Source organism: Myxococcus sp. CA023 (assembly GCF_010998615.1).
Taxonomy (GTDB): Bacteria; Myxococcota; Myxococcia; order Myxococcales; family Myxococcaceae; genus Myxococcus.
Genome location: NZ_JAAEAH010000054.1, coordinates 1 through 26,740, shown reverse-complemented (window position 1 = coordinate 26,740; position 26,740 = coordinate 1). Strand labels below are relative to the sequence as shown.

General features: G+C 68.7%; 16 protein-coding genes. 5 read left to right on the top strand and 11 right to left on the bottom strand.

Translation table 11 applies throughout. The annotated features are described in order from the left end of the window. Positions 1-81: 81 nt before the first annotated feature. Positions 82-2,931, top strand: a complete 2,850-nt coding sequence (locus F8M74_RS23185; protein WP_228559628.1) for an Ig-like domain-containing protein — start codon at positions 82-84, stop codon at positions 2,929-2,931. Positions 2,932-3,280: 349 nt separating this feature from the next. Then, on the top strand, positions 3,281-6,139 hold the full coding sequence (locus tag F8M74_RS23180; protein WP_141253907.1) for an Ig-like domain-containing protein: 2,859 nt from the start codon (positions 3,281-3,283) through the stop codon (positions 6,137-6,139). A gap of 1 nt (position 6,140) precedes the next feature. On the opposite strand, the gene F8M74_RS23175 is transcribed toward F8M74_RS23180, so the two are convergent. Further along, positions 6,141-6,521 (bottom strand): helix-turn-helix domain-containing protein, encoded by a 381-nt coding sequence (locus tag F8M74_RS23175; protein WP_140796247.1) that lies wholly within the window; start codon positions 6,519-6,521, stop codon positions 6,141-6,143. Positions 6,522-6,619: 98 nt separating this feature from the next. Then, positions 6,620-7,141, bottom strand: a complete 522-nt coding sequence (locus tag F8M74_RS23170; RefSeq protein WP_140870281.1) for a hypothetical protein — start codon at positions 7,139-7,141, stop codon at positions 6,620-6,622. 399 nt (positions 7,142-7,540) lie between these two features. On the opposite strand from F8M74_RS23170, the gene F8M74_RS23165 reads away from it, so the two are divergent. The 3 genes from F8M74_RS23165 to egtD all read left to right on the top strand — a co-directional run bounded on the left by F8M74_RS23165 (position 7,541) and on the right by egtD (position 10,327). After that, complete coding sequence (locus tag F8M74_RS23165; RefSeq protein WP_141253906.1) at positions 7,541-7,741, top strand: hypothetical protein; 201 nt, start codon at positions 7,541-7,543, stop codon at positions 7,739-7,741. Between the two features lie 207 nt (positions 7,742-7,948). After that, positions 7,949-9,292, top strand: a complete 1,344-nt coding sequence (gene egtB / locus F8M74_RS23160) for an ergothioneine biosynthesis protein EgtB (protein WP_171410178.1) — start codon at positions 7,949-7,951, stop codon at positions 9,290-9,292. A gap of 9 nt (positions 9,293-9,301) precedes the next feature. Next, a complete protein-coding gene (gene egtD, locus F8M74_RS23155; RefSeq protein WP_141253904.1) occupies positions 9,302-10,327 on the top strand; it encodes an L-histidine N(alpha)-methyltransferase in 1,026 nt (341 codons plus the stop codon). 66 nt (positions 10,328-10,393) lie between these two features. On the opposite strand, the gene F8M74_RS23150 is transcribed toward egtD, so the two are convergent. The 9 genes from F8M74_RS23150 to mnmG form a co-directional block, all read right to left on the bottom strand. Beyond that, positions 10,394-10,588, bottom strand: a complete 195-nt coding sequence (locus F8M74_RS23150; protein WP_141253903.1) for a hypothetical protein — start codon at positions 10,586-10,588, stop codon at positions 10,394-10,396. Positions 10,589-10,887: 299 nt separating this feature from the next. Further along, positions 10,888-11,433 carry a hypothetical protein gene (locus tag F8M74_RS23145; protein ID WP_141253902.1) on the bottom strand — a complete coding sequence of 182 codons (546 nt, stop codon included), beginning with the start codon at positions 11,431-11,433 and terminating at the stop codon, positions 10,888-10,890. Between the two features lie 2 nt (positions 11,434-11,435). Further along, positions 11,436-11,888 carry a bactofilin BacM gene (gene bacM, locus F8M74_RS23140; protein WP_011557381.1) on the bottom strand — a complete coding sequence of 151 codons (453 nt, stop codon included), beginning with the start codon at positions 11,886-11,888 and terminating at the stop codon, positions 11,436-11,438. A 3-nt stretch (positions 11,889-11,891) separates the two neighbouring features. Beyond that, positions 11,892-12,782: a ParB/RepB/Spo0J family partition protein gene (locus tag F8M74_RS23135; RefSeq protein ID WP_141253901.1), complete on the bottom strand. Its 891-nt coding sequence runs from the start codon at positions 12,780-12,782 to the stop codon at positions 11,892-11,894. 25 nt (positions 12,783-12,807) lie between these two features. Next, positions 12,808-13,599: a ParA family protein gene (locus F8M74_RS23130; protein ID WP_090491169.1), complete on the bottom strand. Its 792-nt coding sequence runs from the start codon at positions 13,597-13,599 to the stop codon at positions 12,808-12,810. A gap of 8,525 nt (positions 13,600-22,124) precedes the next feature. Further along, a complete protein-coding gene (locus F8M74_RS23125; protein WP_141253900.1) occupies positions 22,125-22,583 on the bottom strand; it encodes a DUF5063 domain-containing protein in 459 nt (152 codons plus the stop codon). Positions 22,584-22,943: 360 nt separating this feature from the next. Further along, the gene (locus F8M74_RS23120; RefSeq protein ID WP_228559626.1) at positions 22,944-23,600 is read right to left on the bottom strand and encodes a hypothetical protein; all 657 of its coding nucleotides are present in this window, start codon (positions 23,598-23,600) and stop codon (positions 22,944-22,946) included. 180 nt (positions 23,601-23,780) lie between these two features. Next, the gene (rsmG, locus tag F8M74_RS23115; protein WP_141253898.1) at positions 23,781-24,434 is read right to left on the bottom strand and encodes a 16S rRNA (guanine(527)-N(7))-methyltransferase RsmG; all 654 of its coding nucleotides are present in this window, start codon (positions 24,432-24,434) and stop codon (positions 23,781-23,783) included. 98 nt (positions 24,435-24,532) lie between these two features. After that, positions 24,533-26,380 carry a tRNA uridine-5-carboxymethylaminomethyl(34) synthesis enzyme MnmG gene (gene mnmG / locus F8M74_RS23110; protein ID WP_141253897.1) on the bottom strand — a complete coding sequence of 616 codons (1,848 nt, stop codon included), beginning with the start codon at positions 26,378-26,380 and terminating at the stop codon, positions 24,533-24,535. Positions 26,381-26,740: the final 360 nt, after the last annotated feature.

The window sequence follows — 26,740 nt, the reverse complement described above, 5'->3', positions numbered from 1 at the left end:
GCCGTCGTGCGTCTGGAGCGCTCCTCCCGGAGGTCGCGCGGAGTGCCAATCCCGGCACCTGCCTCTCTTCGGAGACCTCAGATGGCTCACGTCCCCCGGCGTCCCTCCTGGCGCCACCTCCCCGCGCTCTTGCTGCGGCTGGTGGCGCTCGTCCCGCTCGTCGTCGCCCTTCCCTCAGCCGCGCAGACGCAGACGAACACCCAGTCCACGCAGCGGGCCATCAACTTCCTCAGTGCGGACGTGGTGCACTGGACGCAGGAGAACAACTGCGTCGCCTGCCACCGTCAGGGCGCGGTGGTGTACGGCCTGTCGAGCGCGCGCGCCAACGGCTACGACATGAACGCCGTCGTCGGCAACGGGCGCACCAATCTGGCCAACCTGGAGCTGCTGGCCCAGCGCATCCGCAATGACCAGCTCGCCAACGGCTCGTGGATTCACGAGGGCACCGCGTTCCGCTACGAGAAGACGTCCTTCTCCGTCTTCGGCCTGGCGGGCTACGACGAGAACGTCTCCACCCAGTACAGCAACGCGCTGGTGAACGCGGCCAACTGGGCGCTGACCACGCAGGAGCCCAGCGGCCGGTGGCCGAGCGACCACGCGCACTTCCCCGTGGACCACGGCAGCGTGTCCACCACCGCGCGCATCATGACGGGCATGGCCCAGGCGAAGCAGCGCGTGGACCCCGCGCGCGCCGCCACGTACCAGGCCGCGCTGGACCGCGCCGCCGCGTACCTGCGCGCCAACCTCAACAACAACGACACCAGCGCGCCCGGCAACGGCATGCCCTACACCTTCCAGGTGGCCTGGACGGTGCTGGGCCTCAAGGCCGCGGGCCCCGGCCTCAACGACGTCAACACCGGCGCCATCAACACGCTGGCCGAGCGGCTCATCACCCGCACGTCCCCCGGCAACGCGGGCTGGGGCAACCTGCCCAACGAGGAGTCCAACGACTTCGCCACCGGCAGCGCCATCTACGCGCTGTGCCTCGCGGGCCGTGAGCCCGCCACCGACCCGCGCCTGCGCAACGCGATTGAGTGGATGAAGACGCGGCAGTCCGCCGACGGCAGCTGGCGCACCGGCTCGGCCACCTTCGACATCCCCACCACCTTCGCGGCCCTGGGCCTGTCGTGCTTCGGTGACTTCAGCGTGCGCGTCTCCGTCGTCGGCGCGGAGCGGCAGGAACTGAGCATCGACAACCCGGCGCCGCAGCAGGCCACGTTCACCTTCACCGTGAAGAACCACGGCTATCAGGCGGACACGTACACGCTGAGCACCCAGGGCGGCCTGCCCGGGTGGACCGCGTCCGTGAGCCCCGTCACCCTCTTCCTGCCCGCGGGCGGCGAAGGCACCGTCACCGTCACCGTCAATGCGCCGCCCCGGCTGCTGCCCGCGCTCACCTCCGCGGTGACGCTCATCGCTTCGTCCGGCGGCGCGCCCGGCGTCACCGGCTCCGCGCGCGTGGCGGCATACACCCCGCCCCTGCCGCCCGTGACGGGCCTGCCCACCGTCACCACCATCGTGACGCCCGCGGCCAACGCGCGCGTCACCGTTGGCAACGGCACTCTGCTGTCGGCGCGCGTGACGAACGGGGGCGCCATCGTCCCGGGCCCGGCCCATGGCGTCGTCACCTTCTATGTCGCGGGCGTGCCCGTGGGCGCGGACGTGGACGCGGATGGCGACGGCATCTACGCCTTCAACTGGGTGCCCGCGGTGGACAGTTGGACCATCACCGGCGCGCAGGACTACCGCGCGGTGTACTCCGGCGTGGAGCGGCAGGCCCCGCTGGCCAACCTGCTGGGCAGCACGGCGTCGAGCACCCTCATCATCGACCCGTTCCCCCACCTGACGCCCATGGTCACCATCGGCAACCCGCCGGCCTTCACGCGGGAGACGGCCCTGGACATCTGGGGCTACGCCACGCCGCGCGCGCCGGGCGCCGTCATCACCTACGCCGCGTTCATCATCAACGGCGGCGCGCCCATCGTCCTCACGCCGGGCAACGGCGGCCTCATCCACACCTCCATCACCCTGGAAGAAGGCCCCAACATCATTCAGATGACCGCGCGTGACAGCTTCGGCGGCGTCACCACCAAGCAGGTCAACCTCACCGTGGACCGGGTGGCCCCCATCCTCACCATCCTGTCGCCCGCGGAGAACGCCGCGGTGAACACGCCGGTGGTGACGGTGCGCTCGTCCGTGCAGGACCAGACGCCCGTGCGCGTGGAGACGCAGTGGGTGAACAGCTCGCTCCTGGAGTTCGGCAACGGCACCGTGGAGCACCCGGTGAACGTCAGCTACGGCAGCCAGGTCATCCTGGTGCGCGCCACCGACAGCGCCGGCAACGTCACCGAGAAGCTGCTTTACCTGTGGGTGGACGCGGGCACGCCCGTGGTGAGCACCAACTTCGCGGACGGCCAGCTCTACGGCCCGCTGCCCAACGGCACCTTCCAGTACGCCATCAACGTGCAGACGGTCTCCGCCACCACGGTGCGCGTCAACGGAGGGGCGCCCTTCCACCTGCCTCGCGGCGGCGGCCAGATTCAGACGTCGGTGACGCTGGCCCCGGGCGTCAACACGCTGGGCATCTCCGTCATCAGCGAGACGGGCATGACGGCCAACCTCGTGCGCCGGGTGAACTACGACGTGCAGGCCCCCACGGCCACGCTGCTCAGCCCCACCGCGGGCAGCACCGTCAGCGGCACCATCAACGTGCGCGCGCGCGTCACCGACAACTTCGGCCCGGTGACGAACGTGGGCTTCAGCCGCGACATGTCCGGCATCCGCGTGGGCACCCAGCAGTCGGACGGGACCTGGACGGCGCAATTCGACACGCGGGAGATGGTGAACGGCGCGCACACCATCGACCTGTGGATGAACGACGGCGTGGGCAACTTCGCCGTGCAGAGCTTCAACATCGTCGTCAGCAACTGATGCGGTGAACGTGGGGCCCACCCTGGAATCCCATCCAGGGTGGGCGCCCTTCCCCCACACGGCGCAAAGCCTGTCTCGGGAATGTGTTTGATTCACCGCCAGCACGGCATCCAGCGAATGTCTGGTGTGTCATGTCAATCGCGCGGGAGCCGCACACGCGGCGCGCCAGCGCGATGAACATGGATTGCGCATGTGTCTCGATTGCCTCGGGGCGAAGTGGCCTCGGGGTGGGGCGCGACCCTCACGTGAAGATGATGGCTGTCATGCCTCCAAGACAGGCTTGCACTCACTTCCTCGGGCGCTTTGCTTGCATGAATACCCAGAGCGGTATCCTTCGAGCGAGCCCCCCATGCCCTCACACGCCGCTTCTCCTGCATTGCCGCGCGCCGCACTCGCGCGCGTCACGTTCTTTCTCGTCACGCTGACGGGGCTGCTGCTCGCCGGGCCCGCACAGGCGGCCACCAACGCCGAGTCCGCGCAGCGCGCCATCAACTACCTCAGCGCGGACGCGGCGAACTGGTCGGTGCGTTTCGGCTGCACGTCGTGCCACCGCCACGGCGCGGCGATGTTCGGTCTCGCGAACGCGCGCACCACCGGCTACGACCTGGACGCGCTCACGTACAACGGGCGCACCAACCGGGAGAACCTGGAGTTCATCACCGGGCGGCTCGTCTCCGAGCAACGCGCGGACGGCTCGTGGTTCCACGAGGGCATCTTCTATCCCAACGCGAAGACGAGCTACTCCGCCTTCGGGCTTGCGGGCTACGACGCACACCTGGGCACGCGGTACTCGGACGCGCTGGTGCTGGCCGCGGACTGGGCGCTGACGCGGCAGGAGGCCACCGGCCGCTGGCGCGAGGACTTCCCCTTCTACCCGGTGGGCTACGGCCACGTCGGCGTCACCGCGCGGATGATGACGGCCATTGCCCAGGCCCGGCAGCGCGTGGACCCGGCCAAGGCCTCGCGGTACCAGGCCGCGTTGGACCGGGCGGCCGACTACGTGCGCGCGCACATGAATGACTGGACGGATGGCCCGGCCACCGACGGCCAGCGCTACACGCACCAGGTGGCGTGGGCCATGGTGGGACTCAAGGCCGCCGGCCCGGGCACCAACGCGATGAACACCCTGGCCCTGGAAACCATGGCCACGCGGCTTCTGTCCACGCGCGCGGGCGGAGGCGCGCCGGGCTGGGGCTCGCTGGAAGGCGACGTGCCGGACGAGTTCGCCACCGGCATCTCCCTGTATGCGCTGTGCCTCGCGGGCCGGAAGCCCGGCGCGGACGGGCGCATGTCGGAGGCGCTGGAGTGGCTCAAGGCGCGGCAGGCGGTGAACGGGAGCTGGGGCGCGGACACGCGTTATCCGGACATCCCCACCACCTTCGCCTCGCTGGGGCTGGCGTGCTTCGGCGACTACAGCGTGGGCGTCAGCGTGAGCGGCGGGACGCGCCGGCCCTTCGAGCATGATTTGCCGCGCATCCAATCCGTCACCTACCCCGTCACGGTGCGCAACCACGGCTACCGGACGGACAGCTACCGGCTGAGCACCCAGGGCGGGCTCACCGGTTGGACGGCGACGCTGAGCCGCACCACGTTGGAGCTGGCGCCCGACACCGAGGCCACCCTCACGCTCACCATCACCGCGCCGGAGGGACTGGAGCCGTCGCTCACCTCGGACGTCATGGTGGTGGCGGCCTCCCAGGAAGCAGAGGGGGTGAAGGGCTCGGTGCGCGTCACCACCTATACCAACCCGCCGCCGCCCACCGACGGCGTGCCCACCGTCACCACGTTGCTGGCGCCCGTGGACGGACAGCTCACGGTCGCGCTGAACAACACCCTGTCCGCGCGCGTGGTGGATGACCGGGGCTGGGAGGCGCGAGGCCCGGGCATGGGCGTGGTGACGTTCTCCGTGGCGGGCGTCACGGTGGGCGCGGACAACGACGCGGACGGGGACGGCGTCTACTCCTTCGTGTGGCGTCCGCGCGCCTCCACCTGGAGCGAGCTGGGCGTGCAGGACTTGCGCGCGGTGTACTCGGGCGTGACGCTGGCGCCCGCGCGGGAGAACCGGCTGGGCAGCGCCGCGTCGTTCGCGGTGGAGGTGCACCCGTCCCCCTTCCCCGCGCCGTCGGTGACGCTGTGCGGACTGCCGGACTTCACGGACGCGCTGACGCTGGAGGTGTGCGGCTTCGTCACTCCGCTGGCGGCGGGCGCGGAAATCGACTCGGCCACCTTCGTCATCCAGGGCGTCAGCCACCCGGTGGCCCCCGACCCCAGCGGCGGCTACGTGGACACGGTGCTGCCGCTGGTGGACGGACCCAACGTCATCCGGCTGGTGGCCACCGACTCGTTCGGCGGCATCGCCAGCGAGGAAGCCGTGGTCATGGTGGACAACACCGCGCCGGAGCTCACCTTCCTCTCACCGGCCAACGGCGCGGCCATGCCTTCCTACAGCGTGGACGTGCGGATGGTGGTGCGTGACTGGTCGCCGGTGCGCGTGGAGACCAACTGGGTGCAGGTGACGGACGTGCCCGCGGGCGGAGGGGACGTGACGCACCGGGTGGACCTGTGGCCGGGGGAGAACCTCATCCTGGTGCGAGCCACGGATTCGGTGGGCCACGTCACGGAGCGGATGCTGACGGTGTGGGTGGACGCGGAGGCGCCGTGGGTGTCCACGGGTCTGCCGGATGGGTGGCTCGTCGGGCCGCAGCCGGGGAACGCGATGCCCTACGACATCGGCGTGTACTCCGCGTCCGCCACCACGGTGACGCTGTCCACGGGGCGGACGTACACGCTGCCTCGGGGTGGCGGCGGCGTGCAGGCGACGCTGGACCTGGTGCCCGGGGACAACGCGTTCACCATCGACGTGACGAGCGAGACGGGCATGCGCGCCACGCTGTCGCGCACGGTGCGCTACGACGACGCCGCGCCGGTGGCCTCACTGCTGCTGCCGGTGCCGGGGCAGACGTACAGCGGAGTGATTCACATCACCGCGCGGGTGACGGACGCGGTGAGCGGCGTGCGGTGGGTGGCCTTCACGCGGGATGGCTCCGGCATCCGGGCCGCCACGCTCCAGCCGGACGGAACCTGGACGGCGGAGCTGGACACGCGCGAGCTGGTGGACGGCGAGCACACCGTGGAGGTGTGGATGGATGACCCGGCGGGGAACTTCGCCATCCAGACGTTCCCCTTCGTCACGCGGAACCAGCCGTAGGCTACTTCTTCTTGTGCTGCATCGCCGAGGCGACCAGGTTCATCAGCTTGAGCTGCACCGCCGTCAGCTTGCGCAGGTTGCGCATCAGCCGCCGCATCTCCGGCGTGTCCTCCTCGCGATTCTTCGCGGCGGCCTTCTCCTTCACCGGCGGCGGGGCGGTGAAGCCCTCGCCCAGGCCCAGCAGCTCGTGAGGAGGCACGTTCAGCACCATGCACAGCCGGCGCAGGTTCTGGACGCTGGGCAGCATGTGGCCGCGCTCCAACCGCCCGTACACCTCCGACGCCATGCCAATGCGCTCGGCGACATCCGCCTGCGTCAGCCCCATCCGCACCCGGGCGGCCCTCGACGCGGCCCCGAGCATGCTCGCCAGTTCTGTGTCCATGCGTGTATCAGTCCACGGAAGAAGGGCCGGCCCAGCTAACCCTCAAGGTCGGGTACTTTCACCATACCTTCCGCGTTTTTTCAAAGCGCTCGCGCGTCTCAGCGAGCGGGGGTGCTCTCCGCCGCATCCAGCAGCAGCCGGCGACGCTCCGCGGCGGTGAACAGCGACGCCAGCGGTAGTCCCAGGAAGAAGGCGTGCAGCACAATCTGGGGGAACTGCGGCACGTCCAGGAACCACGGATACGAGCCACGCCCGATGAACTGGAAGTTCACCAGCCACACGAAGATGCCGTAGAGCATCCCCACCGCGGCCTGGAACTCCCAGCGGCTGCGCCCGTCTGGCGGCAGGAACGCATCCAACACGGAGTAGAAGAGCCCCACCACCGCGGAAATCATCAGGTGGACGCCCATGCCCAGCAGCAGGGCCGTGCTGTCGGAGACCGCGGCCGTGAAGGCTGACGGCCCCAGGAGCACCCCAGCGGACATGCGCACCGGACGCATCGGGTTGTCCCCCGACGCCACCGCCAGCACCACCTCCGCCAATGCCAGCACCACGCCCGCGGCCATGCCAAAGAGCAGGCCGTTGGTGGCGGACCAGGGAGTGTACCTCCGCCGAGCCATCCTTCCTCCTTGCCAGGGCCCGCCGCATGCTCGGCCCTGCGTTGAACCTGGGCATGCCCGGCACAGGCGGGCAGCCACGACGCGGCGGGGGTCCGCGACGCCGCCTCCCTGGCCGGCCACCGGGCCGGCCTCGCACTTCCCAGCCGCACCCCGCTCCCGGGACTTTGAGCCTGTCCTTTCTTCTGCCTCCGCTGTCGCCTGCCTGTAACTCCTGCAGCACGGGTCGCCCCGCACCTGCCCCAGCTTGTTGAAAATCCAAGCGACGGGGGTGGGCACGCCGTTGGCATACGAAGCATCCCGGAAAGGACGAAGGACCACCGGGATATGCCGCAGCTCCGCCAACGACAGGGCCCTCACCGCGTGCATTACGCGCCACAAGCGTGGCGGGAGGTGGGCCGCATGACGGCGGAGACGTTCCATGCACTCCAGCAGGTACTGGAGCGCCTGGGCGACCCGGCCCTGCGCGAGCCCCAAGCGGCCAACGGCCTGGTGGCGCGGCATGTCGTGCCGCAGCACGGACTGGCGCTGGAGTATGCGTGGGACGAGCGCTCACGCACGCTCACCCTGCTCGGTCTCGCTCGCGTCCCCAGTGAGCCTTGAACGGCTCCGCTCGTTGCTGGGCAAAGTGTTTGAGCTTCAACTTTCATGGCGGATTTCCAGGCTGAGCCCAGGACGTGGATCCACGCCAGGCGTAGAGACAAGGCGTTGGGGACGCACGGGCAACGTGCGCTCCTTCACGAGCCGCTCGGGCGCCGGTGAGGCGGGGGCTTACCTCCGCGTCGGGCGCCTCCCTACCTTGGACGGGTGATGTTCCAAATGGCCGAGGAACGGAGTCGCTCGCGAGAGGAAGGCGGGGCCCATTCACCCTGGAAGTCCCGTGCCTGGACCGAGCTGGAGACGGCGCGCGCGCGCGTGCTGGCGATGCTCGCCGGGCTGCCCGAGGACGCGCTGCGCCGTCAGCATTCGCCGCTCATGTCGCCGCTCATCTGGGACGTGGCGCACGTGGCCAACTACGAGGAGCAGTGGCTGCTCCGGGCGCTGGGGGCGCCGGCCATCACCGCCCCGGCGTTCGACGCCATCTACGACGCCTTCCGGCACCCGCGCGCCACGCGCGCCGAGCTGCCGCTGCTGCCACCCGAGGCCGCCTTCGCCTACGCGCGGCGCGTGCGTGAGGCGGTGCGCGAACACCTGCACCGGCTGCCCGAGGACAGCACCGCGCCGCTGCTGGCGGGCGGCTACGTCTTCGGCATGGTGGCGCAGCACGAACAGCAGCACGCGGAGACGCTGGCCGCCACGCTGCAGCTCATGACGTCGCCGGGGTACCACGTGCCCTCGGCGCGCCCGCGGCCCCAGCCCGGCGCCGTGCCGCAGGCGGAGGTCTTCATCCCCGGCGGCGAGGCGCGGCTGGGCAGCACGTCGCCGTGGGCCTACGACAACGAGCGGCCCGCGTTCTCCCAGCACGTCGCCCCGTTCCTGATGGACGCGCACCCCGTCACCAACGGCGACTACCTCGTCTTCGTGGAGGCGGGTGGCTACGAGGACCCGCGCTGGTGGGACCCCAAGGGCTGGGAGGTCATCCAGGCAGAAGGGCTGAAGTACCCGGGCTTCTGGCTTCCCCAGGGCAACCACACCTGGCTGCGGCGGCGCTTCGGCCAGGTAGAGCCGCTGCCCAGGGACGAACCGGTGCAGCACGTGTGCTGGTACGAGGCGGACGCCTACGCGCGCTGGGCCGGCAAGCGGCTGCCTACCGAGGCCGAGTGGGAGAAGGCCGCGCGCGGCAGTGACGGCCGCCCCCGCGAGTACCCCTGGGGCGACACGCCGCCCACCCGGGCCCACGCCAACCTGGACGGAAGCACGTGGGGCCCGGCGCCCGTGGGCAGCCATCCGCGAGGCGTCAGCCAGGACGGCATCTGGGGACTGCTGGGCGACGTGTGGGAATGGACCGCGAGCGATTTCCGCCCGTACGCGGGCTTCAGCGCCTTCCCGTACCCCGAGTACTCCGAGGTGTTCTTCGGCGAGTCCTACAAGGTTCTCCGAGGAGGCGCATGGGCCAGCGCACCGGTCGCGGTGCGCAACGGCTTTCGCAATTGGGACTTCCCCAACCGCCGGCAGATTTTCGCCGGCTTCCGCTGTGCACGGAACGCGAGGTGAGGTGAGGCGATGCGGGTGACGACGGTACCGACGGTGGCGACTCCGGGTGAAGACGCGCAGCACACGCCGGGAGTCCAGGTGGACGTTTACGTGAAGCCGGGCGACGCGAAGCGCGCCCTGCGGGAAGAGGCGCTCCAGGGCCTGTGCGGCACGCCCAAGGAGCTATCTCCCAAGTGGCTCTACGACGAGCGCGGCAGCCAACTCTTCGACGACATCACCCGGCTGCCGGAGTACTACCCGACTCGGCGCGAGCGGGAAATCCTGCTGGCCCACGCCGGTGACATCGCCCGCTTGAGCGGCGCGGACACGCTCATCGAGCTGGGCAGCGGCACCAGCGAGAAGACGCGCCTGCTCCTGGACGCGCTGGAGGAGGCGGGCCGACTGGCTCGCTTCGTCCCCTTCGACGTGAGCGAGACCTTCCTGCGGCGCGCGGCGTCGGGCCTGGCGCGCGAGTACCCGGGCATCACCGTGCACGCGGTGGTGGGCGACTTCGAGCGCCACCTGGGCCAGATCCCCAACGGCGGCCGGCGGCTGGTCGCCTTTCTGGGCGGCACCATCGGCAACTTGAAGCCGGCGCAGCGCGCGCTCTTCCTGAGGCAGCTCTCCGCCGGGCTGCAGCCGGGAGACGGGCTGCTCCTGGGCACCGACCTCATCAAGGACCGCGAACGGCTGTACGCCGCCTACAACGACAGCGCGGGTGTGACGGCCGAGTTCAACCGCAACGTGCTCAAGGTGCTCAACCGCGAGCTGGGAGGGGACTTCGACCCGGACGCCTTCGAGCACTTCGCGCCCTTCGACGAGAAGAACGCCTGGATTGAGATGCGCCTGGTGTCCCGGCGCGCGCAGACGGTGTGGCTGTCCACGCTGCGCAAGCAGGTGGACTTCGCCGAAGGGGAGGTGCTGCGCACGGAGGTGAGCTGCAAGTTCCACCAGCGGCAGGTGGCATCCGAGCTGTCGGCCGCGGGACTCACGCTGGCCGAGTGGTGGACGGACGCCGCGGGCGACTTCGCCCTCTCCCTGGCCTTCAAGCGCTGAGGCGGGGTGCTGCTTTCAGCGGCGCGGGGCGGGGACTCACCCCACCTTCGCGCCCTTCGCAATGATTCAGCGACGCGGGTTGCGGCGCGACGAGCCGCCGCGCACGGGAATGGGCACCGGCTGCGCGGACGGCCGCGTCCAGGCGGCCCAGAGCGCCCCCAGCCCGGCGACCACGAGGCCGCCCACGGCGATCAGCTGCTCTCCCACGGGTGCGATGTCCACGGTGGCGAACTGGAGGGGGAGCATTCCGGAGAACGACATGCGGGGACTCCTTGCGAGGGCACTGCGTGGAGGTCCTGGATGGGTCCGAGGCGAGCACCCAACGCAGTCCGGGAGGGTGAGGTTAAAGATTCGTGACGGCCAGGGGAAGTCCCTGAGCGTCAATGTCGGCGTGGCGTGCACGGAAGTGCACCCTGAAATGCATAACGTTGGGACACCCGAGCCGCGCCAGATGTTCACGAGGCGGTAACGGAAGCCTGCTCGCCTGCATCGACTCCGCCAGGAGGTGACACTCCCACCTGTCTCGACGTGTGATTGCCTTGGACGCGCGGTGCTGCTCGCTATGGCAGCGCGCCCTGGACCTGGATTTCGCGGCAGGCCTCGGTGGCACGCAGCACATCCTCGGCGGACGCGCCCGGCAGGCTGGCACAGAGGAACAAGTCGTTGCCCACGCGCCGCGCGCCGAAGAAACCAGGGGCTTCCGGGCCCACGCCCCCATCCGCCAGCTTGGGCGCCAGGGTGATGCGCAGCAGCGAGTAGCGCTCCGTCTCTTCTTCCTGGTCCAGCGAGAGCTCGAAGTCCTTCAGCTCCTCGCGGACGCGGTCGGCCAGGGTGTCCACGGAGGGCAGCTGCTCGCCGTCCCCGCGCCGCAGGTCCACCCGCAACACGGGCCGGCCGGGCGGACCCGCCTGGAAGCTCTCATCCGGCGCCACCAGCGCGGACCAGCCCTCCGGCAGCGGCACCTTCACACCGGAGCGGATGGAGGACGGACGGCCGTCATCCTCTCCGGTGCCGGAAGCAGCATCCTCCTGGCCGCAACCCTTGCAGCCGCCCAGGAGGGTGAGCGCCAGCAGTGAGGCTGGCGCCATGTGCTTCCAGGAACGCACGTCTACTTCTTCTCGCCACCCGGAGGCGGAGGCGGCCGGGCGCCCGCGGTGCCCAGGTTCTCCATCTTCAGCGAGCCCTCGAAGATGACACCGCGGTCCATGGACAGCGACGGCGTCTCGAGGTTGCCCTTCACGCGGCCAGGCGTCTTCAGCTCGATGATCTGCGTCGCCTTCACGTTGCCTTCGACCTGGCCGTTGATGATGACGGTGCCAGCCTGGATTTCGGCCTGGACCTTGGCGCCATCCCCAATGACGAGCACGTCCTTGGTGATGATCTGCCCCTGGAACTTGCCGTCGATACGGACCTGCCCTTCGAAGGTCAGCTTCCCTTCGAACTCGCTCCCCTTGCCCAGGAGCGTGTGGACCTCACCAGAACGCTGCGACACGGATTCCTCCTCCCGCCTGAACAGAGGCTTGCTGGATGATTCGTCTTTTTTCCCGCCAAGGAGCGCCACGTCCTACTCCTTCCTGAGAAGCTTCAAGAGCCGGTCGAGGTCATCGTACGAGAAGAAGTCCACCTCGATGGTGCCCTTTCCGGGGCTTCGTTCGGTGAGCCGGACCTTGGTACCCAGTCGCCGCTGAAGCTCCTCCACCAGTGCCTTCACCTGCGGGCTCTGCTTCGGTGCCGCCTTGCCCGCGTCCTTCTTCCCGCTGGAGCGACTCTGCTGGACCAGCCGCTCCGTGTCACGCACGGAGAGCTTCTTGTCCGCGACTTGCTTGGCCAGGTTCTGCAGCTCCGGCAGCCGGGGCACGCCCAGGAGCGCGCGCGCATGGCCCATGCTGAGCGAGCCATCCGCCACCATGCCCTTGACGTCCGCGGGCAGCGCCAGCAGGCGCAGGGCGTTGGCCACCGTGGAGCGCTCCTTGCCCACGCGCACGCTGACCTGCTCCTGCGTGAGCTTGAACTCCTCCACCAGGCGCTTGTAGCCCTCCGCCTCTTCGATGGGGTTCAGGTCCGAGCGCTGGAGGTTCTCCACCAGCGCCAGTTCGAAGGCCTGGACCTCCGTCACCTCGCGGACGATGGCGGGCACTTCCTTGAGGCCGGCCGCCTGGGACGCGCGCCAGCGGCGCTCACCCGCGATGATGCGGTAGCCGTCACTCGCCTTGCGGACGAGGATGGGCTGCAGCACCCCCTGCGCCTTGATGGACTCGGTGAGCTCCTTGAGCTTCTCCTCGTCGAAGTAGCGGCGCGGCTGGTCCTTGTCGCGGTGGATGGACTCGATGGGGAGCTTGAGGACGCCGGCCTTCGGGGCCTGCTCGCCCTTGGCGGCCCCGGTGGCGCCCGCCTGGGGGATGAGGGCTGACAGCCCGCGCCCCAGGGCCCGCTTCTGCATGTCTGCTTTCACCACGTCGTGACTCCAGCCAGGGCGCGGCTCAAGCCACGCGCCTGCGAGGGCTCTTGGGGGTGTCCCGCTTCATCAGCTCGCGGCCCAGCGCGAGGTAGCTCTCACAACCCTTCGACTTGATGTCGTACAGGATGATGGGCTTTCCGAAGGAGGGACACTCGGACAGGCGCACGTTGCGCGGCACGATGACCTCGAACACCTGCTTCTTGAAGTACCCGCGCACCTCTTCGACGACCTGGTGGGCGATGTTGGCCCGCGAGTCGAACATGGTGAGGAGGATGCCCTCCATCTTCAGGTCCGGGTTGAGACCCTGCTTCACCAGGTCGATGGTGTGGGTGAGCTGCGAGAGTCCCTCGAGCGCGTAGTACTCGCACTGGAGCGGGATGAGGACGGAGTCCGCGGCGGCCAGCGCGTTGAGCGTCAGCAGGCCGAGCGACGGCGGACAGTCGATGATGATGTAGTCGTATTCGGAGGCCAGCGGGCGCAGGGCATCGCGGAGGCGGAACTCGCGGTTGTCCTGGTTGACCAGCTCGACCTCGGCGCCGGTGAGGTCCGGCGTGGCGGGCACCACCTGGAGGTAGCGCAGCTCCGTGGGGTGGAGCAGCTCCTGGATGGGCCGGTCATTGAGCAGCGCTTCGTAGATGGTGCCGGTGATGTTGTCCTGCTTGATGCCCAGGCCACTGCCCGCGTTGCCCTGCGGGTCCATGTCCACCAGCAGCGTGCGGCGCTCCGCGGAGGCCAGGCTCGCGGCGAGGTTGATGGCGGTGGTGGTCTTCCCGACGCCGCCCTTCTGGTTGGAGATGCAGATGATACGACCCACGGTGGCCCATCCTCTCTCTCCCCGGCCATAGGCCAGGGCCCCGCGCGTGATGCAGTGCACGGTTGCGCGCTGATCCACGCTGCTAGCACGCGGTTTGGTATCGGATCAAATTCACGGCGAGCCTTGCTTCCCTGCTCTCTTCACGGGGGTTGCGCGACCTGGAGGCCGGTGGCAGGTGCCCGGAAGAGGCCTGGAGGCTGGCCGGGTGTGCCTCCTTATATAAGGAGGCGGTGCGCCGGGGTGCCAGTCGAACGGGGCCACGGAGGGCCCGTGTCAGCCCCCTATATAATGATGCGGCCGAGCCGCCGGTCCGTGGGGCCCCCACCGGGCTGCACCTGTTCCGCCCAGCCGTGGCCACGCCGTCCCCAGGCTGGAGACGGCACGTTCCTCGTGGAACCCCGCGGCCGTGCAGCGAGTGAGCAGGCGGGAAGGAAGCCCTCGCGGAATAAGACGTGCCGAGTCTGTTTGCGGGGTTCCCGGACCTTTGAGCCAGTTTTCAGGGGGTCGGCGGTGGTGGACTTCGAGCAGAGCCCACGAACGTGCGTCGCGTTCGCGCGCGAGGCCGGGCTTCTGGGTTCCCTGAATGTGGATGCAGCCGCGCGTTTCGGGCCACGGGCATCCGTGGGTTCTGTCCTCACGCGGTGACGTTGTCGCGGGTAGCGGGTGCGTTTCGCACGATGCCCGCGTGAGGCTACGGTCGGGGTTGCCGGTTGGCACGCGGAAGGCACGCGCTGATTGCTTCGGCGCATCACACGCTATCGGTGGTGGGCCGTCCTCGGGCACGACGCGGTGCCATTGGCAGTGTTGGGCCCAATGGTTCCGCATCCGACCGGCTTGGCTCGGCCCATCTGCGTGGAGCAACCGCTGCACCGCCTCGTAGACCCGCGCAGCGCCTGGTTCCGGCGAGGCCTTGGCACTTCAGCTGTTCTTTCTCGCCCGCGCGATGCGGCACCGTCGCTTCCGGGATGCGCGCGGTAAGTCGGGTCAGTGCAGCGAACTTGCGCACGCGACTGGAAGCGCCCCATGCCGCGCAGTTGAGCCATGCCGCCACCCCATGCGACGCGCGTTGAAGCGGCCCAGGCCTTGCCGAGTGTAACCTGCGAGCGTCGATGAGCCACCGGCTTGAGTGACGCTGACACGTGGCATCCATGTTCCGCGTGGAACGGGCGACGGAGTCCTGCGCGCGGCGATGGTGCTTTCACATGAGCCTCAACGTCAGCCGTCCGCATGAGCCACGCCGCCGGCAGTCCACATGACCACGCACATTGGTTCCCCCTTTGCCGAGGATTCCCGCCGCGAAGCCCTACCCTCTTGGAATCGCGCGCGACGCGTCTGACCCGGTCACGTGGTTCGAAGCGAACTCCAGGCGAGGACCCATCCCCCTCACTTCCGCCAACGACCGCAGGCATCACATCGACGAGGTCAGTCCAACTGCCGGCCCAGCTCAGCGGACTCACCACTCGGGACGGACAGCGGTCGCGCGAAACACGCCGCGACGAACGGCGATGCGGATGGCGACTCACACCTGCACGAGGTTTTCGCCGCAGGGATGTTCATCAGGGCCACGCATCCGATGACGGCAGGCGAGGAACTCCATCGGACTTCGCCAACCACGGTGAGTTCGTTTCGCGCCCTCCAAGTGTGCCGGAGATGGGCCGCTCGACATGGGTACGCAGCGCCAGACGTCGCATCGATGAGGTTCTGCGTCCGGCGGCATCACCGGGAGCTCCACGCCCACTGAGCGCCTCACGAATCGCGAGGCAGCATGCCGTCACATCGATGCCTCAACCGAGGTGCCCTGATTTCCCATCAGGAACAGGGATCGGATAGCGCACCGCTGAGCGGGACCGAGTGGTGTGGGCCGCAGCTTCTCCGCGGTCACATCGAGCCCGGTTCTGCATTGAGCCAGAGCTTCAGGGCGACATGAGACCGTGCCAAAGACGTGGCCCGAACGGCTGCTCGTCCACGCCGACTACTCCGCATGGGACTCGCACATCGCTGAGCCGGAGCGCCCGCCAACCTGCAATCGGACCGATGCATTTTCACGGGAACAGTCCGTACTCGCCATCTGCGCCACACGGACCTCGCATCTCGGTGAGCATGAACTCCGGAAGGAGTGTCGACGTACCGGTGTCGCAGTCTGATCGCGGCGTGCGGATGATGCGAGCAGACGGAGACTATTGAGTGAGAGGAGGTACCGCCTGCCATGTCCGGTACGCATTCGCTCGACCTGCGCGAGCGGTCCATCGCAGCCTGGCAAGCGAGTACCCCACCCCTCCTGGCGGCCATTTCTCCGCGCGAGGCAGCCGGTGGGTTGGCCCACCGCGGCGACGCAATCGCTCAGCCCTTTTGAGGCGCGCCATGAGGCGAGGCGCCCCGAGAGCCGGGGCGCACCTCGGCAGCTCGCTGTTCGGAAATGTCGGGAGATTTCGCGGGCGCAAAACCCCCGACATTTCCGAACAGCGGACTACGGGAGTGCCGCCGGCGCCCCCGCGCGAGGGGCCTCCGGGGGGGCGCGCGGTCCGTTCAGCATGAAATCCACCACGGAGGTGATGGCATCCGCGCGCGCCGGGCGCTCACAAGGTTCCCCCGCGCGCATGCACTCCTACGCGAACCGCTCCGTCCTGCTGTCGCTCGTCCTGCCCTGCCTGGCGCTCGCGCGACCCACGGACGACATGTCGCGGAGGGTTCGCCCACTGCAGCGGCTCCGTCGCTCAGCTCATCTGAGCTGCGCGATGAGTTGCCGCCCGTCCCTGCCATCTGCGCCACACGAGTCTCGCACCTCGGTGAGCATGGACTCCGGACGGCATGCACCTGCGCTGCCCCCGCAGCTCCGTCAGCATCGACTGCTCCCCGCGGAACGCGCGTCACATGCGCATGGCTTCTGAACGCCACGCGGCCATGCCGACGCAGCAGTCCGTCTCCCAAAACACTCCTTCTCACCGCCTGCTCCAGCCGCTCGAGCCTCGCGCCTCGTTACGAATGAGCCCGGACGACATGCAGGTGTTCCGATGCGGCGCAGTTCGACCCACCACCCATCCTTGCCGCTAGCTCCATCCACTCGGACTCGCACCTCATTGCGAGTGCGTTCCAGATGGCACGCGGACTTGCCAATGCGGCCGCCCAAGCCACCCCCCATCGTCGCCGCTAGCTCCATCCACTCGGACTCGCATCTGGTGACCACCACCTCAGGACAGTGTGCGGCGGTGCCGATGCGGCAGTTCGAGCTGTCTCCCCCAAGCTCCACTAGGTCTGGCAGCACATCCGCGCGGGAGCGAGGCAGCACCTGGCCAAGTCGAATGCGGCAGTCCCAGCCACCGCGAGTCTGAACCAACCGCGCCAGATGAACTCGCAGCTCACCCAAACATGAGGTGGCCTGCGCTCGTGCCAACGCGGCAGTCTCAGCCATCTCCAGTCCGCACCACCTGCTCCACTCGGACTCGCCGCTCACCCGAGCATGAAGTGGCCTGCGTTCGTACCGAGGCGGCAGTCTCAGGCATCTCCAGTCCTCACCACCTGCTCCACTTGGACTCGCCGCTCACCCGAGCATGAAGTGGCCTGCGTTCGTACCGAGGAGGCAGTTTCAGCCATCGCCAGTCTTCACTACCTGCTCCACGTGGACTCGCAGCGTCCCCGAGCACAGGACGACATCCGGTCGCGCCGATGCGGCCATCCGCGCCATCGTCAGTCGTCACTGCCTGCTCCAGACGAACTCTCCCGGGCACAGGAGAACATCCGCTCGGGCCGATGTGGCCATCCGCGCCATCGCCAGTCCGCACCGCCTGCTCCACCTGAAGCTCACCGCCCCTCGTGCGAACCAGGCGGCATTCGCAGGGACGCAGCAACGCGGCGGCGGCACCACTCCGACGTTCAACGCGCCCCACGGGGGACGCCCCGCGTTGAGCACAGATGTCGAAGAGCGCGTGGCCACTCCAGCGCGGAGCGCCGGGATGGAGCCCGCACAACGCACGACCGACGCTGCCCAGGAATCTCCATCAGCATGTGCACCGAGCGGCCTGGGTGTTTGGCGCCGCACCGCACACGGACACTCCACATGGAGGGCGTGCATCAAGCCAACTCCACTGGCCGGCAAGTGGCACACCCATCCGGTGCCTCCATGCATCGCGAAGCTCTTCAGGCGTTCCACGTGGAACAGGCGCTGGGTGGCGGATGGGCAAAGGCCCTCTTGTGACCACCTCTCCGTGACACACGGCGGTGCGCTCACCGCTCCATGAGCAGTGAGCGCCTCACGGGCCTCGACGTGGAGCCGTCAGCGGACGCTTCGGCGCGGTGCTCGCGCCCGCCACTAACCCGTCCGGCGTTCCACGTGGAACAGGAACAGAGCAACCCGCCCATGAGCAGTCGCGCCCATCCACTTCGATGAAGTGCACGCGTCAGCGCGCGCACCCTTTTCGCCAAGCGCCAGGAACTCACACCAAGCGGGACGCATGCGCGAATCGATGCGGTGCGCAGGCGCCCACCACCATCGCTGCCCCCGCGAAGTGCGCATGCCGAACGGCGGCTCCAACCACCGCGAAGAAGCACCTGATGCGCCGCTTCTTCGTTCCACGTGGAACACGCGTTCGCGAACTCGCTGGGACGCCACCACGGCGGACCTTGTTGAAGAGGTGCTCAGGCCGTTCCATCCACCAGACCCGCCTCATGCCCAAGCTCCTCCATGGCGCAGAGTTCGAGCCCACGCCGTGCCCACGTTCCACGTGGAACTGGCGATGCACCGCGCACACGCCCGGGTGCACGCCACGCGTTCACGTTCCACGTGGAACAAGCAGCGTGCGTCTCACGTGTGCACGGCGGCCACCGCATCCATGAACTGGAAGCCCAAGAAGCCGCGTCCACGTTCCACGTGGAACACGTGATGAGGCGCGGCCATGAACAGGGGCACGCTCAACCGCCGTGTTGGCGTGCCCCTGCGGCCATCCACGTTCCACGTGGAACGGTCCGAAGCAGCGCACGCGAGCACGCTCAACCATCATGCCGGGCACGCTCATGTCGTCCGCGTGTTCCACGTGGAACCGAGCACGCACTTGAGCGAGCCAACTGCGCCCAACATCCCAACCTGCCCATCGCTCCGGCGTTCCACGTGGAACACGCCGTGAGCTGAACACGCGAGGAAGCAGGCGCTCGCGCACCACCATCAGGTGCGGCGCTCCATGTTCCACGTGGAACGGGTAGCGAGCGCCGCGCGTGCTCATGTCGCCTCGCGCACCGCGGCCGCTCACTCATGGCCTCCGTGTTCCACGTGGAACGAAGGCCGCCTTGAGCACCTGAGCGGACGCCGCCTGTTCTCCGCGATGACGTGCTCACAGCCCCGGCCATGTTCCACGTGGAACGGTCAGGCAGATGAACTGCGCACGCATCAGACCGCTCCGCGCACTCCCAGCTCCCGCACCTCATGAACGGCGATGGGCATCGCGCATGTGCGAGCCGCATCCGTTCAGCGCGGCCACGCACCAACGCAACCTCCTTCTCCGCATGAAACCGCTGAGGCCATCGCGCATGAACGAGCGCCACTCGTTCAGCACAACCGTGCGCGTGTGCCGTCTCCCTGTTCCACGTGGAACCACAGAAGGCATGGAGCTAGTGCAAGCCGCACCCGCTTCGCGCAACCGCGCACCGCAGCCTCTTCCTGCTCCGCATGGAACCGCGGCTGCCATCCCGCATGAACGAGCCCACTCGTTCAGCGCCACCACGCGGTTTTCCCTCCCCCCTGTTCCACGTGGAACCGCGGCAGGCATCGCGCATGGGCGAGCCGCACACGCTCAGCAGGACCACGCATCAACGCCGCCTTCCTGTTCCACGTGGAACCGCGGCAGGCATCGCGCATGAGCGAGCCGCACACGCTCAGCAGGACCACGCATCAAGCCGCCTTCCTGTTCCACGTGAAACCACGGCAGGCATCGCGCATGAGCGAGTCGCACCCGTTCAGCGCGGCCACCCGCGCGTCCCTTCTTCCTGTTCCACGTGGAACGGTGAGGGCACGCGCATGTGCCGACCGGGTTCGTCCAACGCGGCCATGCACTCGCTCCTTCCTTATTCACGGAGCACGGTGGAGTGACGAGCAGCGCGTTCCATCCGTTGGACATGGCTCGCCGCACTCCCCTCCTCCACGTTCCACGTGAAACAGCAAAGGGCCCGCGCATGCGCAGGCCGCATCCGTCCAACGCGACCATGAGTTCGCGCCTTCCTGCTCAACGGGGAGCGACGGTGGCATCGCGCATGCGCAAGCCACTCCGGTCAGCACGCCGGCCTGCGCTTCCACCTTCCTGTTCCACGTGGAACCGCCCGACCAAGGTGGATGAGCGCGCATCGAAGCCGCGTACTCGCAGCCCCCCGCGCTCCGCGTGATGTGGGAACCCAGGTGAGCACGCGAACAGATGACGACCCCTTTCTGAGGTGAGGCGCTCCATGCTCCACGTGGAACGAGCGCCAGGTCGAAGACGAGGTCAGCCGATGCCGTTCACCGCGAGGACATGCGCACGCGGGGGACGCTGGCTGAGCCCGTGAACAACTGACGCCCGTCACCCAGGCTCCGTCCCCCTGGACCATGCGATGTCCCGGGCATGAGCACTGGCGCCGCCAGTTCTCCGTGATGACGTGTGCACGAGATGCCCACGATCAACGCGGATGGCGCCTGAGCAACACCCGCGACCCGCCGCGCTCCTCCACCACAACGCATGAGCATGCCGAGCGCCCCGTTCCACGTGGAACGGGACCTGAGCCAGTCGCGTGAGCGAACGGCATCCGCCCGTCACAAGCCGTGCTCGCATCCACATCGCTCCGGTCATCGCCTCCGCGGGCCATCCAATTCGGCGCGCCGGGTGGGAGCCGCGCGCAGCCACCGCGAAGCCATGCTCGACCCCCACTCCCATCAACGTGCGGTTCATCCGGAACAGGCACGCGCCCGCTGATGTCGATGCGACCGCTTGCGCATCGCGACTCTCGGAGCGCTTCCATGCCGCAACCGGTGCCACCACGGTCCGCTTGAAGCACGAGCCCGATGAACGCGCTCCGGATGAGAGCCCTCGCGAGAAGTGGTGCGGCCATCACGCATCACCGTTCGCAGGTTCTTGAGCCAAAGGTGCCGCTCGCTCGCGGAGCCATGGCGACATGCACCACGGGGTGCCGTAACGGGAACTCCCCTCCCCTGCTCCACGTGGAACGAGGCCCATCGGTTCAGCCGCTGAAGAACCACTGTCCCCGGCTGCCTTCGCTACGTCCCATGGGCTGTTCCTGGATGACGAAGTGAAGGCGCGCACCACGCCAACACCTGGGTCCAAGCCAGGCACTCGTGTCACGAGGACCATCACGACCTGAACAGGGAGCATGCCGCGCATCGCGCGCATGAATCCGCGAGCCTGGTCACCGCTACTGTTCGCGAGCAGCGTAGTCAGGCACCCACACGCAGCCGGACTTGAGGGACCACAGGAAGGCGAGCCACGGCACCTACCGAAACCACTGGTGGCGTGCGGGCCCATGACCACCATGAAGCCCTCCGCAACACCGCCCACGACAATCCAGCCTTCAGCTGAGCGCAGCCGGGGAGACTTCGCGCCCCAACGAGACGGCATCGCCGAGGCGGACATGCGATGCACCTCCATCCATCCGAAGCCTCGAAGCCTCACGGAGACAGACCGCTCCGCACAGGACGGACGCGTAGCCCCGTGTGCACGAAACCGCGGCGAGGATGCACGTCGTCGTCACCCCATCCCGACTTGCATCAAGTACCCCGAGGCACCGTGTCGCGACTTTCGCTCGCGCCCGATGCGCGGACTGTCCCCAACACCGGGAGCACGGATGCAGCGTTCAGGATGACGACGTGCCCGCTGGCAGCATCAAGGACGTAGGCCTCTCATGCACGCCGACCAGGCGCCAGGCTGGCTGTCCGGTCAACGTGGGCTTCAGCTCAGCCTCTCTTCACGGACATCGCCTTCGAACCAGCTCACCCCAGGAGGCGGCGCACTGCGGGCCCATGTCGAGAACGCAGCCTCGCGCCCATCGGCCCCCGCTCGCTGAGCAGTGCCTCTCGGCCCGCCGCTAGGCAAGCCGCCTCACTGCCGCACAGACTCCGAGCATCCGACGGCACGAGCGTTGTCCCGCCTGCCCGAGAGAAGTGAGCCGACCGTGCCCACGCAGCGCTCCATCAACAGCCCGCGCCTCGACATTCACCTCGATGAACAGTGACGCGGCCGTATTGGCGCATCATCCAACCGCCCGTCGCCCTTCATGCAGCGCAGACTTCCAACGATGCTCTCAAGCCGCTGCGAGCAAGGTCATGCACCGAGCGTGGTGCTTCACCATCCAACCGCTCGCCACCCTGCAACGAGCGGCCGACTTGCAGCTTCGGTTGCCAGCCCTGCTTCCGAGCCCCTGTGAACAAGGACGTGCACCAAGCAGGGTCGTGTCCCCTCCCCTGCTAGCGCCTCTGGAGTCATCCGCATCAAGTCGGGCAGTCAGTCGTGGCGAATCCGCGGCGGCTCAGCTGCCTTCGCGAGTTGCTCGACACATCAGCAGGCACGCTCGTGGAGGTACAGCTGCAAGCTTCGCAGGTGCAGTCCCCAATGGGTCTCGAAGCCAAAGCGGAAGTGCCAGAGCGCATCTTCTTCGCTCGTGTTCTCCCAGCGGAAGAGGACGCTGTGCATGTCCATCGCGATGTCGGTGAGGTCGTCGATGGCGTCGCCCATGCAGAGCTCGGACTCACCCACCTTGTCCGCGAGGTGCAAGGCCTCGTTGTAGAAGCCGAGGGCAGGAAAGAGTGACGCGATGCACGCTCGCAGCGCGCTGTCGTCAGCACTGGGCGCGTCCGGATACTTCGTGGGGTCGAACGGGGCGTCGGCGAAGTGGTAGGCCAGAGCGAGCCAGTCCAGGGCTGCACGCAGCGAGCCCTCGCGGTCCTCAAAGCGCTTCTGCTCGTCGAGAACTCCGAGGAAGCGCTTCACTGCATCGAGGATGTCCTTCCTGGTCATGAAGTCTCTCCGCACCGGGAGAACACGCACGGGACTCGTGCGACGCGTGCATGCCGGGGCCCTTGCGAGAATACGCGGTGTTGTCGCCGCGAACCCGAGCCGGCAACAGCGCGAGAACGTAGGAGGCTGACAGCGGCTCGTTGCCGTTCGCGGCGCCTGCGCGCTGCTTGGACCTGCCCGTGGAGGCGACTGTCGCGATACAGCAACGCTCGCTGCCACAACGGATGCACGAATGAGGCGCCCGCGTAGTTGTGAGCAAGCCCGTGCTGGTCCGGTCGGCATCAGCGGTTCAACATCAACGCGGGGCGCGCGGCGCGCGCATCCAATTCGACACGTCCACCACGCACCCGCGGCGCCCACTCAGGAACGCGGAGCCACGGGCACCACGAAGTACGTCTGTTTGTGCCGAGGATCCGCCTCGTAGGCATCAGCGAATGCGTGAGCCCCCTGCTCACTCTGAAGCCGAGCCACCTCCGCACGATTGCCGTGCTCATCCTGACGGATGACGGCCCAGTCCTTTCGCGAGGGTTCCTCAGGGGCCGGCGTGCCGCGGAACTCGACGTAGTACGACTGCTTGTGCGCACGCTCTTCGAGGATGCGCGCGAAGCACGCCACATGCGCGCGCTCGGGCGACAGCGCGACGTCGTAGCGATTGCCCGTCTCATCCATGCGCGTGACTGCCCAGCCTTCACGCGGGCGCGGGAGCCCCGCGTCCGCTCTCCATTCCACGACCTCGTCCTTCAACCCCAGGTGGGCCATGGCGTGGTCGACTTCCAAGGGCTCGATGAAGACATGGAACCGGTCGGCCTCTCGCAGCGAGACGACCACCAACTCGAGCCCACACTCGCTGCGCCAACCCCAGTGCGCCTCCAGGAAGCGGCCGTCATCGCGAGTCACCACGCGATGTGGCGGGCCCCACTGGCGCTCGAAGCTGGAGCGCGAGGCTTTCAACGTGACGGCGTGAGCGTGACGCTCGAACAACCAGACGCGAGGACTGTCCGTCGGAAGCGGCTGCATGCGCGGCACCTCCGCCGTGAAACCTAACGAGGCCCCTGGCTCGCGCCACCCTTCCCTCCCGGTGGGATGCGCGCCGCTGAAGTCACTCAGCAGCGCCGTGCATCCCCGGGAGGAAACACCGCCGTGTCACGCTGCCCGGAATCACCCACGGGCCGGCGCGCACGGCGGCACTCCCCTCTCCTACTCCTTGGCGAACACCGCCACCTGGCGCTCGGCGCCGGAGAACGGCAGCCGGTACGCCCGCGCGGACACGACGCGCAGTTGCCGCTCCGCCGCGCGCGCCGCCAGCTCCTCATCCGTCTGCGCCTTGCCGAGCATCGCCACCACGCGCCCGCCCGGCTCGACATACGCGGGCGCCAGCGCGAGCCAATCCGGAAGGTCCATGAAGGCGCGCGCAATCAGCACCTCGGCGCGCGGAATCCCTTCCGTCTCCGGCTGACCTTCCGCACGCGCGTGCAGACCGCGCACACCTTGCAAACCCAGGCTCGCCGCCGCGGCCTTGATGAACGCGACCTTCTTGCCCACCGTGTCCACCAACGTGACGCCCAGCGCGGGCAGCGCGAGCTTCAATGGCAGACCCGGGAAGCCCGCGCCCGCGCCCAGGTCGAGCAACGTCGCCGCGCCCGTCACCTCCGGCAACACCGCGAGCGAATCCAGGAAGTGCTTCTCCAGCACCTCCTCCGGCGCCGTAATCGCCGTGAGGTTCACCTTCGCGTTCCACTTGAGCAGCTCGCTCATCAACCGCTGGAGCCGCGGCCCCAGGTCCGCCGCCACCGTCACTCCCAGCGCCCGGCACCCCGCCGCGAGCTGATCCTCGAACCGCGCGTTATCCACAAGCCCTCCGCGTCAAACCTACCTGCAACCCACTGGAATCACTCAGGAGATGGCAAGCCCTAAAGTTTCCCACACGTTGTCCACAGCCCTTTATTTGATCAATCCTCGGGCTGCGAGCAGACTGCGGGCGCCTCTGTTCCGCGCTTGAGCGCCACCAGCAGCAGCGACACCGCGGCGGGCGTCAGCCCCGGAATCCGGCGAGCCTGTCCCACCGTCCCGGGCCGATGCGCGGTCAGCTTCTCCACCGCCTCCGAACTCAGACCCCGCACCTCATGGAAGCGGTAGCCCTCCGGAATCCGCCACCGGTCCGTGGACTCGGCCTCGCGCGCCGCCGCCCTCGCGGCCTGGGCCACATAGCCCTCGTACTTCACCTCGACCTCCACCTCCTCGGAGACGTCGGGTGACAGCATCGGCCAGTCCTCGCGGCCTTCGCCCAGCTGCGCGTACGTCACCTCCGGCCGCCGCAGTCGCGCCGCCAGCCCGGTGCGCTTCAGCCGAGCCACCTCCTCCGTCACCGCGCGGCCTCGCGCCTCCACCCGCTCCAAGGCCTCGCGCGGCAGCAGCCCCACCCGGTGCCCGTGACGGGCCAGTCGCAGGTCCGCGTTGCCCTCGCGCAGCTTCAGCCGATGCTCGGAGCGGCTGGTGAACATGCGGAACGGCTCGTCCACGCCCTTGGTCACCAGGTCATCCACCAGCACCGCGCCGTGGGCCTCGTCGCGGCCCGGCAGGAGCGGCGGCTCGCCCTTCATCTGGAGCGCCGCGTTGATGCCGGCCCACAGGCCCTGGAAGGCGGCCTCCTCGTAGCCCGAGGTGCCGTTGAGCTGCCCCGCGAAGTACAGGCCGGCAATGGCCTTCGTCTCCAGCGTGGCCTTGAGCTGCGTGGGCGGCGCGTAGTCGTACTCCACCGCGTAGCCGAAGCGGACCACCTCCACCTGCTCCAGGCCCGGAATGGTGCGCAGGAAGGTGAGCTGCACGTCCGCCGGCAGGCTCGTGGACAGACCCGCCGGGTACACCAGCGGCGACGTGGGCCCCTCCGGCTCCAGGAACACCTGGTGCCTCTCGCGCGAGGCGAAGCGCACCACCTTGTCCTCCAGCGACGGGCAGTAGCGCGGCCCCCGGCCGACGATGTCCCCCTGGTACAGCGGCGAGCGGTGCAGGTTGTCGCGCAGCACCGCGTGCGTGCGCGGCGTCGTCGCCGTGAGCGCGCACGTCACCGAGGGCTGACGGGGAAACGGCATCCCGCCCTCCCCTTCCACCTTCGTCCGCCAGGAGAAAGGCCGCACGAGGGTGTCCCCCGGCTGCGGCTCCAGCGCGTCCCAGTCGATGCTCGCGCGCGCCAGCCGCGCCGGCGTGCCCGTCTTGAAGCGGCCCAGGGTGAAGCCCAGCGCGCGCAGCGACTCCGACAGCCCGCGCGCCGCGTCGTCACCCAGACGGCCGCCGACTTCCTTCTGCTCGCCCACGTGCATCAGCGCCTGGAGGAAGGTGCCCGTGGTGAGCAGCACCGCGGAGGCGGACACCTGCGTGCCGTCCCCCAACACCACGCCCTCCACCCGGCCTCCGCCAGCCACCAGCGCGGCGACTTCGCCCTCGCGCACCGTGAGGTTCGGCTGCGAGAAGAGCACCGCCTGCATGCCGGCCGCGTAAGCATCCCTGTCACACAGCAGGCGCGAGGCCTGCACCGCGGGCCCCTTGGAGGCATTCAGCGTCTTGAAGTGCGTGCCCACCTGGTCGGCCGCGCGCCCCATCTCCCCGCCGAGCGCGTCCAGCTCACGCACCAGGTGGCCCTTGGCCGTGCCACCCACCGCCGGATTGCAGCTCAGCACCGCCGAGCGCTCGCGCTTCAGCGTCAGGCCCAACGTGGCCAATCCCATCCGCGCGCAGGCGAGCGCCGCCTCACTGCCCGCATGGCCCAGCCCCACCACGATGACGTCGTACCGGAGTCCCATGTCTCACGAAGGTCGCGGGCGACGCGGGCAGGCTGACCTGCCCCGCCGCCGTTTCGCGCCTTCGTATGGCGCCCAACCCGGGCCCTTGGCAAGCAAAGGCCCTTGGAGAGCGGGAGGGCGCCCGGTGGAGCGAGCGCCCTGCCCTGCCCTCGTTCGAGAATTTACGGAAGCGCGCGAGGCAGGCAGTGGGAGGGGTTGAGGCGCTGTCTGCCTCGCGCGCACCGGCCACCTGGCGGAAGGTCGGGCCCGGCTTTCGAGCCGGACCGCGCCCCCTGTCCCGGGCGGCAAAAACCAAGTCGTCGCGTGGGGAGAAAGGAATGGCGCCGCCCGCCCCCCCGGGTTGACGGCACCTCCCCGCCT

What these genes read in the sequence shown, in the direction of transcription:
- F8M74_RS23185 (WP_228559628.1), top strand. Translation starts at nt 82, where the DNA reads ATGGCTCACGTCCCCCGGCGTCCCTCCTGGCGCCACCTCCCCGCGCTC.
- F8M74_RS23180 (WP_141253907.1), top strand. Translation starts at nt 3,281, where the DNA reads ATGCCCTCACACGCCGCTTCTCCTGCATTGCCGCGCGCCGCACTCGCG.
- F8M74_RS23175 (WP_140796247.1), bottom strand. Translation starts at nt 6,521, where the DNA reads ATGGACACAGAACTGGCGAGCATGCTCGGGGCCGCGTCGAGGGCCGCC.
- F8M74_RS23170 (WP_140870281.1), bottom strand. Translation starts at nt 7,141, where the DNA reads ATGGCTCGGCGGAGGTACACTCCCTGGTCCGCCACCAACGGCCTGCTC.
- F8M74_RS23165 (WP_141253906.1), top strand. Translation starts at nt 7,541, where the DNA reads ATGACGGCGGAGACGTTCCATGCACTCCAGCAGGTACTGGAGCGCCTG.
- egtB (WP_171410178.1), top strand. Translation starts at nt 7,949, where the DNA reads ATGTTCCAAATGGCCGAGGAACGGAGTCGCTCGCGAGAGGAAGGCGGG.
- egtD (WP_141253904.1), top strand. Translation starts at nt 9,302, where the DNA reads ATGCGGGTGACGACGGTACCGACGGTGGCGACTCCGGGTGAAGACGCG.
- F8M74_RS23150 (WP_141253903.1), bottom strand. Translation starts at nt 10,588, where the DNA reads ATGTCGTTCTCCGGAATGCTCCCCCTCCAGTTCGCCACCGTGGACATC.
- F8M74_RS23125 (WP_141253900.1), bottom strand. Translation starts at nt 22,583, where the DNA reads ATGACCAGGAAGGACATCCTCGATGCAGTGAAGCGCTTCCTCGGAGTT.
- F8M74_RS23120 (WP_228559626.1), bottom strand. Translation starts at nt 23,600, where the DNA reads ATGCAGCCGCTTCCGACGGACAGTCCTCGCGTCTGGTTGTTCGAGCGT.
- mnmG (WP_141253897.1), bottom strand. Translation starts at nt 26,380, where the DNA reads ATGGGACTCCGGTACGACGTCATCGTGGTGGGGCTGGGCCATGCGGGC.